Source organism: Pseudovibrio sp. Ad26 (assembly GCF_001623285.1).
Taxonomy (GTDB): domain Bacteria; phylum Pseudomonadota; class Alphaproteobacteria; order Rhizobiales; family Stappiaceae; genus Pseudovibrio; species Pseudovibrio ascidiaceicola.
In genome coordinates this window covers 91,233-104,816 of sequence record NZ_LMCE01000047.1, presented here as the reverse complement: position 1 = coordinate 104,816, position 13,584 = coordinate 91,233, and the positions used below count along the sequence as shown (strand labels likewise).

Annotated in this window: 14 protein-coding genes; 7 read left to right on the top strand and 7 right to left on the bottom strand. The window is 49.5% G+C overall.

Annotated elements, in window-relative coordinates:
* The first annotated feature begins 13 nt into the window (after positions 1-13).
* From PsAD26_RS06960 to PsAD26_RS06950, 3 genes are all read left to right on the top strand, one after another.
* Complete coding sequence (locus PsAD26_RS06960) at positions 14-925, top strand: glutathione S-transferase family protein (RefSeq protein ID WP_063309816.1); 912 nt, start codon at positions 14-16, stop codon at positions 923-925.
* An 8-nt stretch (positions 926-933) separates the two neighbouring features.
* The gene (locus PsAD26_RS06955) at positions 934-1,719 is read left to right on the top strand and encodes a glutathione S-transferase family protein (protein ID WP_063309815.1); all 786 of its coding nucleotides are present in this window, start codon (positions 934-936) and stop codon (positions 1,717-1,719) included.
* Positions 1,720-1,806: 87 nt separating this feature from the next.
* Entirely contained in the window at positions 1,807-2,094 is a 288-nt protein-coding gene (locus PsAD26_RS06950) for a DUF1330 domain-containing protein (RefSeq protein WP_063309814.1), read from the top strand.
* 12 nt (positions 2,095-2,106) lie between these two features.
* Here the strand turns inward: PsAD26_RS06950 and PsAD26_RS06945 are convergent, their stop codons facing one another.
* The 3 genes from PsAD26_RS06945 to PsAD26_RS06935 all read right to left on the bottom strand — a co-directional run bounded on the left by PsAD26_RS06945 (position 2,107) and on the right by PsAD26_RS06935 (position 4,652).
* On the bottom strand, positions 2,107-2,805 hold the full coding sequence (locus PsAD26_RS06945) for a type 1 glutamine amidotransferase (RefSeq protein WP_063309813.1): 699 nt from the start codon (positions 2,803-2,805) through the stop codon (positions 2,107-2,109).
* 110 nt (positions 2,806-2,915) lie between these two features.
* Complete coding sequence (locus PsAD26_RS06940; RefSeq protein ID WP_063309812.1) at positions 2,916-3,740, bottom strand: amino acid ABC transporter permease; 825 nt, start codon at positions 3,738-3,740, stop codon at positions 2,916-2,918.
* A gap of 114 nt (positions 3,741-3,854) precedes the next feature.
* Positions 3,855-4,652, bottom strand: coding sequence for a transporter substrate-binding domain-containing protein (locus PsAD26_RS06935; protein WP_193758271.1), 798 nt, complete (start codon positions 4,650-4,652; stop codon positions 3,855-3,857).
* A gap of 258 nt (positions 4,653-4,910) precedes the next feature.
* Between PsAD26_RS06935 and PsAD26_RS06930 the strand changes: the two genes are divergently transcribed.
* The 3 genes from PsAD26_RS06930 to PsAD26_RS06920 all read left to right on the top strand — a co-directional run bounded on the left by PsAD26_RS06930 (position 4,911) and on the right by PsAD26_RS06920 (position 7,869).
* Positions 4,911-6,095, top strand: coding sequence for a Na/Pi symporter (locus PsAD26_RS06930; protein WP_193758266.1), 1,185 nt, complete (start codon positions 4,911-4,913; stop codon positions 6,093-6,095).
* Positions 6,096-6,181: 86 nt separating this feature from the next.
* Positions 6,182-6,805 carry a hypothetical protein gene (locus tag PsAD26_RS06925; RefSeq protein ID WP_063309809.1) on the top strand — a complete coding sequence of 208 codons (624 nt, stop codon included), beginning with the start codon at positions 6,182-6,184 and terminating at the stop codon, positions 6,803-6,805.
* Positions 6,806-6,930: 125 nt separating this feature from the next.
* The gene (locus tag PsAD26_RS06920; RefSeq protein ID WP_063309808.1) at positions 6,931-7,869 is read left to right on the top strand and encodes a DMT family transporter; all 939 of its coding nucleotides are present in this window, start codon (positions 6,931-6,933) and stop codon (positions 7,867-7,869) included.
* 50 nt (positions 7,870-7,919) lie between these two features.
* On the opposite strand, the gene PsAD26_RS06915 is transcribed toward PsAD26_RS06920, so the two are convergent.
* Positions 7,920-8,819, bottom strand: coding sequence for a LysR substrate-binding domain-containing protein (locus PsAD26_RS06915; protein ID WP_057463767.1), 900 nt, complete (start codon positions 8,817-8,819; stop codon positions 7,920-7,922).
* 194 nt (positions 8,820-9,013) lie between these two features.
* Between PsAD26_RS06915 and PsAD26_RS06910 the strand changes: the two genes are divergently transcribed.
* Positions 9,014-9,337, top strand: a complete 324-nt coding sequence (locus tag PsAD26_RS06910) for a DUF1127 domain-containing protein (RefSeq protein WP_063309807.1) — start codon at positions 9,014-9,016, stop codon at positions 9,335-9,337.
* Between the two features lie 136 nt (positions 9,338-9,473).
* Here the strand turns inward: PsAD26_RS06910 and PsAD26_RS06905 are convergent, their stop codons facing one another.
* From PsAD26_RS06905 to PsAD26_RS06895, 3 genes are all read right to left on the bottom strand, one after another.
* The gene (locus PsAD26_RS06905; RefSeq protein ID WP_063309806.1) at positions 9,474-10,352 is read right to left on the bottom strand and encodes a LysR family transcriptional regulator; all 879 of its coding nucleotides are present in this window, start codon (positions 10,350-10,352) and stop codon (positions 9,474-9,476) included.
* Positions 10,353-10,781: 429 nt separating this feature from the next.
* The gene (locus tag PsAD26_RS06900) at positions 10,782-11,600 is read right to left on the bottom strand and encodes a hypothetical protein (RefSeq protein WP_208985550.1); all 819 of its coding nucleotides are present in this window, start codon (positions 11,598-11,600) and stop codon (positions 10,782-10,784) included.
* 146 nt (positions 11,601-11,746) lie between these two features.
* Complete coding sequence (locus tag PsAD26_RS06895) at positions 11,747-13,582, bottom strand: adenylate/guanylate cyclase domain-containing protein (protein WP_063309804.1); 1,836 nt, start codon at positions 13,580-13,582, stop codon at positions 11,747-11,749.
* Positions 13,583-13,584 lie beyond the last annotated feature (2 nt).

Here is a 13,584-nt window from a genome sequence, read left to right as displayed (position 1 = left end):
TTGCGGTGCTGTCATGATTTTCCATCACAAAGACGTTTCGCCGTATTCAGAAAAGATCCGACTTATGCTCGGCTACACCGGAATCAGTTGGTCCTCCGTACAAGCTCCTCTTGCGCCGCCACGCCCTTCCATCGATCCATTGGTGGGCGGATACCGGCGTATTCCCGTTGCGCAGAAAGGAGCTGATGTTTTTTGCGATACCATCCTGATTGCAGAGGAGATTGCACAGTCTTCAGAAAACCCTCAATTATCTCCTTATGAACAAAATGAGGCAATCAGCGCATTCCTACAGGAGCTTGAGACAAGCGTTTTCTTTGGGTGCATTGCATCTGTTCCAGTATTTGGATTGATCAAAGCATTGCTCCAACAGGTGCCTTTGCGTGCGATTCCGGGCTACCTTCAAGATAAGAAAAAGCTGCTGACTGATACGCATCTCGTTCAGCCATCCCGAGAAGAAGCAAAGGCCATTTGGCAGAGGTTTCTGGATCAGCTTGAAAGCCAGCTAACCTCTGATTTTCTACATGGTTACACACCCGGCATCGCAGACTTCAGCGCGGTTCATATGGTCTGGTTTCGTGAAAAAATGGATCATCGGCAGGTGTTTGCAGGGCGCCGTCTGTTGAAAAACTGGTTTCACCGAATGGTATCCATCGGACATGGATATCGCACGGATATTTCGGCAAACGACGCTCTCCAAGTTGCCTCGCACGCTGATCCACGAGAGATCCCAGTCGAGATGAAACGTAGTCCGTTGATTGGGGCATCAGTTGTTATTGGGCCAACAGATTACGCAACACAAGGCACGCATGGTGAGCTGGTTGGTGAGGATGAACAGCGTTGGGTTCTTGCTCGTAATACCGATGTTGCAGGGCGTGTTCATGTCCATTTTCCCAAACGTCGCTTTGCTTTAACCCGAGTTCTCTGAGGTCTGCCATGGAAGCTATTCGTCCCCAAGACCTGTACGGTCTGCACTTGTTCTACAACCCCTATTCCAATTGCGCTCAGCGAGTGATGCTGTTGCTGGCAGAGAAAGGCATTGAGGCTGAGATGCACTTTGTCGACCTTATGCGAAGCGAGCAACTGACAGCAAAGTATCATGCCATCAATCCGAATGCTTCGGTTCCTGCACTGGTGCATGATGGTGTGGCGATAAACGAGTCCATCACGATGTTGCACTATCTGGAGAAGCTTTACCCTGATCCATCCCTCACACCGGCAGACTCAACACTCAAAATGCAAATGGAGGCTCTGCTAGAAAGTGCGGACGCATCGCACATGAGTATGGTCGTGAACTATGTTTATTCCTGCGGATATGGGCGTTTACCGACACCGCGCGATGCCCAGTTTTACAAGGATCACGTGCCTCATCGCGCCAAATTTCATGCAGAACGGCTGGCTGGTCAGACTGCCAACGATCCTGAGGGTGCAAAACGGATTGTTCATGAGCAATTTTCTGAACTTGAGCACCTTCTTAAGACCCAAGACTGGCTTGTTGGCAACCAATACTCACTGGCGGATATCGCCTGGTTCCCCAATACGATCATTCTTCGCCAGTTGGGCTACTCGTTCAAATCTCTACCAAATGTGAATGACTGGATCACGCGGATTGAAGCTCGTGAGGCCTTTAAGAACGGCATTCAAGCTCGTTTCCTGAAGATACCCAATTGGGTGCTTCGACTAAGTGCAAAGGTGCTTCGGCAACTTGGAGGACGACGGTAGCCCAAATGAGGAATCCTGCGAATAGCTTACTTGTATGAAAGGAAGCATCAGCACAAACTCACTAAATACTCGAAAGGATTCTTCTGAATGTCAGTTTTGAACTTCTCTTATGCCATTATCAAAGACATGGATCAGTTTCAGCAGTATGTGCAAGCGGCTGCGGCATTGATGGAAGAGGCCGGAGTAGAGGTCATTGCGCGCGGCAAATTCTCGCAAACGAAACAGGGTGATGAGCTGATGCCACACATTGCAGCCGTGTTCCGTTACAAAGACCTTCAAAGCCTCGAAGATTTTTATACCTCCGAGGCTTACAAGAAAATCATCCCTCTCCGCGATGCAGCCTGCGAGATGACCATTCAGATATACGATGAGTAGAAGACTGTAGACCTACAGCAAGGCGATCCAGCGGCGGGAGATCTCCAGTCCCAACGCGTCAGCTCTTGGGCCAAACTTTGGTCCCTGCTCTTCCAGAATTTCGCTCCAGTGCGGAACCAGTTCGTTGATTGGGCCATGGAAGCAGCCGTTCCAATGGTTCACTTGATCGACGGAGCACTCGAAATGGAACTGGATGGCGTATGTTGCACGGCCCATCTTGAAGGCCTGATTAGGCGTCATCTCACTGGATGCCAGATGTATGGCATCTTTCGGCAGAGTGTACGTGTCTGTGTGCAGGATGAAGATGTGGTCGTCTTCTTCAAAGGCGGAGATGACTGGGTCTTGTTTGCCTTGCTCTGAGACTTGTAGCGGTAGCCAGCCGGCTTCAACCGGATTTCCCAGAATGTTCTCACCGCCGAATGCGCGTGCGATCAGTTGGCTACCGAGGCAGATGCCCATCACCGGTTTGTCGGCTTCGTGAAATGCAAGGATCGTATCGCATACATCTGTCAGGAATGGGAACTCTTCATCCGCTCTGGCATGTTGCAAGCCGCCCAGAACAACCAGTCCGTTGAACTTTGAGATGTCAGTGGGAAGCGGATCATTTTGTGCCATGACACGCAGATCAATCGGCATTTTCGCGTGATCCAGCGCCTGTCCCAGCAGGCCAAGCGTTACGTTTTCGCAGTTTTCAATAACGAGAACGGTCATTCCAACTTCCTGTCATAAGCAGCTGTGCTTTCTTTGTTGGGCATGCTGCATTTATCATTGTTTTGTAGAAATCCGACCTAAAGCCTCTGTGGGCTTTTTAAGGGCAGGTTCTAAGCTTCGTTTTCAAAGGCTCTTTTCATGCGCTGTTCCAAACCGCGAACGACCAGAGACAGCGAGACTGTCATGATGAGGTAGAGATACGCAACCACATTGTAGGTTTCAAAGAACTGAAAAGTGGATGCAGAATAGATTTTGCCGAGCTGGGTGATGTCTTGCACACCAAGCACCGAGACCAGCGCACTTTCCTTGATAAGCGCGATGAAGTCATTTCCCAATGGCGGTAGGATGTTCTTGAGTGCTTGCGGCCAGATGATGAAGCGGAACGTATGCCATCTGGAGAGGCCAAGTGCTCGACCGGCTTCCAACTGCCCGTCATCGACGCTCTCAATACCTGCGCGAAAAATCTCTGCAATGAAGGCAGAATAACCAATGGATAGTGCAATGATCGCACGCCACAGCATGGAGAGGTCGCGGACACGCAGCTTGTCGACGATCTCCCATTCAATCAACGGCCCCATGATCCAGTTGTAAGCTGCAACCATTTGTGGAGCGCCAACAAAAGCAATGTAGAAGAGCAACACCAACATGGGTACACCGCGCATGATCTCGGTGTAGAACGAGCACAACTCGCGTATGGCACGGTGTTTGGAACCGCGCCCTAATGCAATGACAAGCCCGAGGATGCTCGCGATGATGAATGAGACAAAGGTGACGAACAGGGTGATGCCAACACCTCTGAGAAGGGTCTCAAAGATCTGGCGATAATCACCATTTGCGGCGATGAGCCAGAGAAAGAAAACTGCGAGAACAAATGATGCGAGCAACCACCAGGGAAGCTTGTTCAACCGGGATCTTGTGGCAGAACGCATGCCCATCGCGTTTCCTTTAAATCTCGTTTGTGGATTTCTTGATGAGGTCCAGAAATCTTTTGTAATGCCTTTAATAGAAATGGCGGGCGCCGTGCACCCGCCAAATCAACTAAGCTCTTGTTAGTTCTTGGACTTATAGTCAAAGAACCATTTTTGGTTCAAGGCATCTATGGTGCCGTCTTCGCGCATGGCGCTGAGTGCTGCATTAATTGGCTCGCGCAGGTCAGAACCTGGGGTCAGAATGAAGCCAAAGTCTTCCGAACCAATTGGACCGCCAACGACTTTAAAGCTATCTGGGGATGCGCCCATGTAGCCTGCTGCTGCCGTTGCATCCATCAACACCATGTCAACATCATCAGCACGCAGTGCCTGAACAGAAGCGCCAAAGGTTTCGAACAGTTGGATGCGCTTGTTGTTTTCATCGCCATCCAACACAGCATAAACAGCGGTATAGAAGTTTGTGGTGCCCGGCTGTGCGCCAACCAACAAGCCTGGGTCGTCAGCAAAAGCTTTAGAGTTGTCGAAGCGGTCTTCGTTCGCACGCACCAGCATGAACATCTCAGAGGTCATGTAAGGATCAGTGAAATCGATCTGCTTTTCACGCTCTTCGTTGATGGTAATGCCGTCCATGCCCACATCAAACTGGCCCTGACGAACTGCTTCGATCATGCTGTCCCATGAGGCCAAGCGCCAATCCACCTTCATGTTGAGGCGTTTTGCGATTTCGTTGAATGCGTCATACTCCCAACCGATGCCCTCACCGGTTTTCGGATCTGCGAAGTTCAAAGGTGTGTATGCATTTTCGGTCACTGCAACAACGGTGCGGCCCTTCAGATCTGGCAGATCCGTAGCGGAAGCTGCTGCTCCGAAACCGACAGAAAGAGCAAGAGTTGCTAATGCTAGTTTAAATTTCTTCATCATCGGGTATGTCCCCTCCAAGGAAAATTTGGCCACCACGTAGAAAAATCTGGCAGAATCACACCCGGCAGATGTTGACAGTTAGCCGATCAGTGAGCAATAGGATGCAGGTGATTGACCTGTAAAATACCGTAGTTAGCTTGAGTATTTACCCTGCAAATGCAGAGGCGGTCAACGAAAGCCTTGGTGATTTCCTAGGTTGTGCTACTGGTGTTAGAAGATACGGCTAAATGTCGTGGTGAACTTTTATAGACGGATATGTCGGTGCAAAAAGATCCCCTGAACAACGACGAGCCCTATCTTGAGGATGAGCACCACATGCCACTGGGCATAAGTTTGCTCAACTGGATCTCTGTCGGATTCCTGATCTATTTTCTTCTTTGTGCTGTTGGCCTTATTGAAGCTGGCTTTGTTGCCATTGGTCATCAGACAGCCGAACAGATCTTTTCCTATGCCACCAATCCAATTGCAGGCGTGCTTGTTGGTATTCTGACCACATCTTTAGTGCAGAGCTCTTCTGTCACCACGTCTATTGTGGTTGGCTTGGTTGCAGCAGGGATGCCTATCTCCATTGCTATTCCTATTGTGATTGGTGCCAACTTCGGCACGACACTCACCAATACATTTGTGAGCCTTGGGTATGCGCGAGATCGTGCAGATTTCCGGCGCGCCTTTAGTGCGGCGACGGTTCACGACGCATTCAACCTGATCTGCCTGTTGATCTTTCTACCGCTGGAGCTGGCCTTTGGCTTTTTGCAGAAAATTGCGATGGCTGTTGGTGATTTTTTCACGGCGCTTGATCCTGCCGACAATCTGATTACCGCAAACTTCAACTTCGTCAATTACTTAACCGAACCCCTCATTGGAGAAATCCGTGAGCTGGCGTACGGTCTGGCACAACCGTGGAATGGCCTTGTGATTGCAGCGATGGGCTTTGTGATGATTGTAGTCAGCATCACGTTTGTAAGCCAGCTACTCAAGCTTCTGCTGGCTGGCCATGCTCATCGTCTGGCCGAGAAGATGACATCTGTTGCGCCGTCCTCCGGCATTTTCACCGGACTGGTCGCTACTCTGCTGCTGCAGTCTTCTTCAGCAACAACCAGCTTGATTGTTCCGCTGGCGGGTTCCGGCGTTCTGACAACCAAGCAGGTTTATCCGTTCACACTTGGCGCGAACATCGGTACTTGTTTAACGGCAATTCTGGCTGCATTTGCTGTGACTGGTCAGCGAGAACTGGCATTTGAGATTGCAATCGTGCATCTGGTTTATAACGTGCTGGGTGTTGTGCTGATCTACAGTGTGCCCTTCATGCGATATCTGCCAGTACGCCTTGCAGAGTTTGTTGGCGAACTGGGTGCGCGCCGGTTTGTCGTGGCTGCGAGCTACGTGGTTGGCATCTTCTTTTTGATTCCGGCTCTTGGCATCTTCCTGCTGAGCAGATAATCTGGCTTAGGACTTCTTTCCTTACTGGTGCCCTATGCTTTGTTGTGTGTTTGGGCTGTTCTATCTTTACCTGATCGTGTGTTCTTATGCCTTTGCAAAACCGTGTTGCTCCCAATGGTGTGCTGTGTGCTGTCCCTGCCCGTGGCATGTTCATGGGCAATCGCGGCGGTCGTATTCATGATCCAGAGACGCAGAAACTCACTGGCCGAACGCATGCTTCTCGCAGGTGGTTATGCTGCTCAACGACCTATAAAGACTGGCACCGCGATGTCTGGGGCAAGTTTTATACGGAACTCTTCTTCTTTGACGAGGTGACCGCACTGGCAGCAGGTCATCGACCTTGTTTCTTCTGTCGGAAGGAGGAGGCACGTCGTTTTGCTGAGCATTGGAAGAACTGCGAAGGATTAGAAGTAGCTCCAAGTTCCGATGAAATGGATTTGGTTTTGCATTCGCAACGTTGCGGGCACAAGAAATCACCGGCTTGTCCTCCGCAGATCAATCCGCATGAGGACTGGCCGGATGGGACGGTGGTTCATTGCGGCGACAGGTTTTATGCTCTGAAGAACCACAAATGGTGGAGCTGGAGTTTTGAAGGATATACGGCGGCTGAGCGGGAGTTGCCCGAAGATGTGACTCTGATTACGCCACTGCAGATCATTGCGATCCTGAATGATGGCTATAGCCCGAAATGGGGCATCTTTAATCTATAATACTGACCTATAGCACCGTAAATCATTCGCTTTTCAAATGAATTGATGACGTTTATTCATTTGTTTCATCATGCGATTTCATGCAGGACGTTGCTTGGAACACTTTGTATTAGCAGGAATATTTCATGACGAGTGCTAGCGATATTGATGCAGGCATTGCAATTTCTCAAAGGCCTCAAGCACTTAGTATGTTCGATCTTGCACTGTACGGCACAACCGTATTTGCGTGGGGCTTCAGCTGGTATGCCTTAAAGTTGCAGGCGGTCATTACCCCTGAGATTGCGCTGTTCTGGCGGTTTCTGTTTGCGACAATCTTGATGTGGGGTTGGGCAATCTTTGGCGGACATAAGATGGCCTTTCCGTTGCGCGCTCACCTGAGCTTTGGTGGGCTTGGTCTGTTACTATTTTCAACCAACTTCCTACTGTTTTATCACGGCTCGCGTGAGCTGCCTTCAGGTTTACTGTCGGTGGTATTTTCCTTAGCATCCGTTTTCAACATCGTGCTTGGCTTCATTCTGTTCAAACAGAAAGTGAGCCGTGCGCTTGTGGTTGGTGCTGTGCTTGGCTTCTCCGGCATCTGTCTGATGTTTTATCAAGAGATTGCAGGCAGTACCTGGAACATTGCAGCGTTGGGCGGGCTTGGTCTGTGTGCTCTAGGGACTTTGAGCTTCTGTTTTGGCAACATCGTCTCTGCACGTGCGACAGCCAAAAAGATCTCGGTGATCTCAGCCAGTGCATGGGGCATGGTGTACGGCACTGTTCTTCTTGGTCTGAATGGCCTGTTACAAGGTGCCAGCTTTGAGGTTCCGTTTACGCCGGAGTTTATCTGGAGCTTCCTTTACATGGTGGTCATCGGTTCCATCGTCGCCTTTGGAGCTTATCTGACATTGCTGGGGCGGATCGGCTCTGCGCGTGCAGGCTATGCGACAGTGATGTTTCCGATTGTGGCGCTTGGCGTTTCCACGGTGATGGAAGGTTACACCTGGACTGCAACATCCATTCTTGGTTTGATGTTTGCTTTAGGTGGTAACTGGATCGTGCTCAGCCGTTCTGCCAAAAAATAAGCCCGGTGTTTTGAACCACCGGACTTGAAGCATTTCAATAGAGAAGTCGCTTACTCAGCGGCTTCTGTTTCCATTCCGTTATATTCCATAGTGACGTTGCCAATGGACGCTACAATGTGATGGCAGAGCGCATCATGAACCGGCTCAATTGCCATTTGAGATCTGATGATGGTGATGTCACAAGGTGGCAGTGGCGGCAGGCCTTCTTTTTCTCCAAGAATACGTTGCCCTTGACGCAACGCACTGGCTGGCAGGATTGCGATCGCTAGTCCGGCATTTACGGCACCAGCAAGAGCTGCAGCACTGGCACTGGTGTACACCACCTGATGCTGAACGTTCAGATGATCAAGCGCGGCAACACCTGCCTGTCTCCATGAACACGTTGTTGGGCCAACCGCAAGACGTAATGGGCGCTGGTCATGAACGATATGCTCACGAGAGCCTATCCATTGAAGAGGCTCACGGCGCACAATCTGTCCCGGTACGCTGGTGCAGTCACCACTGGTGACGATTCCCACGTCCAGATCACCCTTCTGGATTCGCCGCCCAATTTCATTTGAGCTGGAGCATTCCACATCCAAATTGATGCAAGGGTTCAGCCGATTAAATGCTGCAAGTACTTGTGGCAACAGTCGTTCTGCGTAGTCATCTGGCAGCCCGAGTCGGATGCGTCCGGCAATCTCAGGCTCATGAAACGCAGAGAGCGTTTCGTCGTTTAAAGCAACCATGCGCCGCGCATATTCGACAAGACGTCTTCCGTGCTCTGTTATCCTAGAGTTACGTCCGTCTTTAACAAATATTGGCTGTCCTATACGTTCCTCAAGCTTTTTCATTTGCATGGAAACAGCGGACTGAGTTTTGTGTACTGCATCGCCAGCCTTGGTAAAACTTCCCAATTCTGCGACGGCCAGAAATGTTCTCAATTGATCGACATCGATCGAATAAGGCATGGGCTCCCTCCCATTTGACGATGATCAATCAATCACGATCTTGAATGGATTTCAATCGAAAACATTCTCTTGTTTGTCTACAACTTTTCGGTGATATTTGACGTATCGAACGACACCGTTCCCTCTTTTTTAAACCCCCTATACCAGTTCCAATGGATAGCCAGAGCAGCTTATCCAAACGGGAGAGTGATACCATGACGCTTGCATTCCCTACCCCTTCTGAATATCGCAACCCAAATCGCGCTAATGCAGGCACCTTTGAACCGCTGACGCTGGCTCACACACTGCATGTGCTGACTGCTTTGCCTCTTAAGCTCTGGAAGCACTACCAGGACCGACGTGCCATGGTTGAGCTTGCACGCCTGGAAGACCGTATGCTGGACGACATTGGCATTACTCGCGATGACGTATTCAGCGCGCTTTCTGCTGGTGATGGTAAAGACCCAAGCTGGCATCTGCGTATTCGTGCCAGTGAACGCCGCTGCGCAGAAATGGAAAAACGCCGCCAACGCGCATAATTTTTGTGGGAGCCTCAATTGGCGGCTCTACCCCTAATTGAACCGCCAAAAATTCATCACCCACATATGAAAAGGGCCTGCATTACGCAGGCCCTTCTTCTTTTCCGGTCTACGGAACTTATTCTCATCATGCCACTCAGGCAGAGGCTGCGGTTTTCTCGAAGGATTTCGCTAGATAATCACTCAAAGCATTCGCTGCTTTGAAGTGGCTTTCCTTACCGCGAACCAGCTTGACCACGTAGTTTGGCAGCTTTGGCAGGCCTTCCAGTTCCAACAGCCCGGCATCCGATGCAACAAGGGATGAACGTGGCTGAATTGTAATTGCCATGCCACTTGCTGCTGTCATTTCAACAAGACCAGGATTACTTGAACTATATTGGATACGGAATGCACGTTCGTCATCCTCAAGCGCTTCAACAGCGGCTTTTCGGATGCGACATTGTTCCAGACCAACAGCCAATGGCAGTTCTCTTTCACTGGCAAGTTTGAAATTGCTGCCTGCTGCCCAGACGAGTCGCTCGCTGGAGAGAACACTCCCCTCACCAGCTTCAGCTTCATCTGCAAGGCTGCCGATAATGGCAAGATCCAGTTTGCCTTCTCCCAAAGCTTTACGAAGATCTGCCGCTGGTGCGCAGACGATGGATGCTTCAGCTTTTGGATTGTTCTTAGAGAACTCGAAAATGATCTTTGCGGTTCTGGTTTCGTCAATGCCTTCCGCAAGACCAAGACGAACCTTACCGGTCACTTCGCGCTCTGAGAACATAGCTAATGTCTCGTCATTTAAACGAAGCATCTGACGGGCATGGCGCAGCAGTAGCTCACCATCTTCTGTCAGTTTTGAGTGCCGCCCTTCTCTCCGGAAGACCGTGCGCTCAAGCTTGTCTTCCATGCGGCGCATTTGCATGGAAATCGCTGATTGCGTTTTATCAAGTTCTTCTGCTGCTCTTGTGAAGCTCCCAGTATCCGCAATCATTACCAGAGTTCGCAGAGAATCTAAGTCTAATAGTGCTGTCATGTCCCCAATCCATAACAATTTGATATGAACATACAGCATACTGGTGGAAAGAAAACCGAGAGTTGGAATATAATACTTAATTATCGCAGTCTTTTCCCTCTCTTAGGGAGTTTAGACCAACTCATCACAATAATTAATATAATCAAACTTGCTCTTATATTCGACGAGACTCTCGAAAGAATCCAATAGTTGAAATAAAAACCGAAAAAGACCAATCGACTTGGAGTTACGATATAAAAAACATCTAGTAATTCTCACTGAGATAGAGAGTTATGCTAGATTAATTCATGTCGGTTTGTATTAGCTTGGACGATCAGGCTAGTTCTGAACTCTCGGTCTGAACGGAAACGGAGGAAATTGCAGTAAACAACTTCCTCAATTAGTGATCTTCATCACAAAAAGTTATCCTCAGGTATATGTGAAATATTGTTACCTATGAGATCGAGTTGGCCAAAAAACGTCGCAATATTGCTGCCAAGCCTCGCCCTGAGCTTGTTGCATTGCTGCCAAACCTCCAGACAAGGATGGCACACCCGATTCCTTCGCAGTGGATTGATGCGCCTTACGGCCTGATCCATTCCCCGGAGACGATGGCTTCTTGGCTCGTGTGTTTTGCGTTGTAGATTCTTTTGGTGACTCATTGTGCTCATCAGAAGCTGTGCTTGTGCCCTGCAGAGCATTTGTCCAGAATTCAAGCATCGGATTTTCTAATGGCATCATCTGCGACCAGAAAGCTTCCCGTGCATCCAAGATTGGGTTACGCGCAGCATCCGTGTCCTGATGTAACTCTGGACATCCTTTTGCGAAGCCTTGCAAGTAGGCCTCCATCATAGTGCGTTGAGGTCCTGCCAGATAATTCTTCATCATGTTGCCATAGGAAAGCATCAGTAAAATGGGCATTAGCTCCATCCAGCTTTCAACATTCATGGCATCTTTGCGACTGAGGTGGCGTTGCATGGCTGCACTGATGTTTTTATCACCACTGAACATGCTCATAACTTGAGAGAGCATAGCCTGCTGTGGCAACCCGGTCATCCCTTGCCATTTAGACGGATCAGCCCAATTCATGTATGGGAACTCAGGAACACCTGCAGATTTTGCACCCGACTTTCCAGAGGGCGTTTCCTCTTTCTGCATGAAGGGCATAAAACCGTGGCTAGTCTCACAGTAGTCCTTATAGGCTTTTGCATAGTTTTGGCTGAGCATTTCCATAAGGGAAAACATATTGTTATTGGCATGTCGTAACATGAGGTTTTCCCCTCGTAAGCTTCTCACGGCTATTTAATCACTCATCAGACGTAACGTCAGTTCCCTAATTTTGGATGTAGTATTCTGCAAATATTATGTCTAAGAGACGAAATTTGATTGAATTGGGTTCAATAGTGATGCCCGCTCTAAACAATCCGGTAGACATCAACGGCCTCCTCACGGCCACGCAACTGATAATCTCCCAAATGTTTCGTATGAGATTTATCCCGGAGATGGTCCACCGTCGCGTTGCTGGCAAGGGCAATCACTCTGGCATCAGGATCCACCGTTTTGCCAAGCTCCTGTAGACGTGCAGCCACATTCACTGCATCTCCAACGACAGTATAGTTCATCCGTTCAATGGCACCGATGTTGCCGACAACGACTGTTCCTGTGTGAACTCCTATACGCAAGCGTGGCTTCTCAGTCGCACCCTCCTCGTTTTTGAGCTCTGTCTCCAGCCTTTGTGCAATGAGATGTACTGCATCGATAGCTGCTTGCGCGTGGTTTTCCATGGTTTCCGGGGCTCCCCAAAACGCCATACAACCATCACCAATGTATTTGTCGATGGTTCCATGAGTGTGGCTTATGCAATCGGCAAGCTCCTGAAAATGCGTGTTGAGTAAGGACGTGGTCTCTTCTGCTGTCAGCTTTGAGGCGACACCAGTGAACCCTGCGATATCAGAGAACAGGATTGTCATCTCGCGAAGCTCTGTGCTGTTGAGACCTTCAAATTCTCGTTCCAGCAACACTCTGACTAAGTCCTTAGGCACATATCTGGAGAATGCACTCAGAGCCACGCCTGCTGAGTTGAAGGCCTGGTTGGCTTGATCTACCTCTTTAAGCCGCGATCTTGGCAGCGCACTCAACCCTTCCATATTAAGTTTACGGATAGCATTTGCTTGGGTTCCGAGAGCCACAAACGGTCCTGCAAGTCTTCGGCCAATCAAAAACATAAGAAGCACACCGACAGCCAGAAAAGCCGTGGCAGCAACAAAGATTTTGTGCAGGTTCTCGAAGGGAACACTGAACTCAGAGGCTAATACATAGCTACCGATGATGATGGGGAAGCGATTTCCGTTTCTCAAATCGTCATAAAGATACAGATAGGTGCCATGGGTGGTTGTGTCGATGTGGGCTTTATAATTGGTGTTGAGAGACCTGCGGTTGGCATTTTCGGACCAGATATTGCTCAGAGGTGTGTCCTGCAGATCTGAGATTAATGGGATCGGCTTTGCCTTACTCGGCTTGAAGCTCAGAAACGCTTGCTCTGAGCTCGCCAACACTTGATCTCGCCCATAAAGGATAAACGGAATCTGAGAAGCCCGCCACTTGATGCGAGCCATCAGTTGACCGAGTAGAGATATTGGATAATCCAACGTGAGTTTAGAGATTGTATTGTCGACCGGATTTCTGATGTAGACGGCAAACTGCATAAACGTTTCGCCAATGCCCTCATCATAATACGGCGGAGCCCAACGATGATTGCCGACTTCCATATCCTGTTCATTAGGAGGCATGACCATCATCTGCTGAACCGGCTGGTTTGCGTGATCTAACTGAACCGAGATCCGTCGTCCAGTCGGGAAAGTGTAGGAAATCCGCTTAATATTGGTCTGGCGTGATAGGATGGAAATCAACTGCTCACGCAAAGCGACAGGCGCGTTGTAGATCAGTGGATCTGATAGGACTTCAGCCGCCAGCAGCCCCATCCGTTCTTCATTGCGGAAGAAATCTTCAACAACCTCAAGACCACGTTCGACAATGAGAGCCCCGGTTTCGCGCATAATGACGGTTGTCTGACGGTTTGTGGCATCAGATACATAAAGGAGCATGGAACCGCCAATTAAGGCCAGCAGCATCGCCGCACCAATGCTGAAGACGGCGGAGATGGACAGGCGCCATCTTTTGCGGTCTTTCTTTTTTGAACTCTCTTTTTGGGGCTGCTTTTTAGCGCCAGCAGTCTTGTTGTTCAGGTCCATTC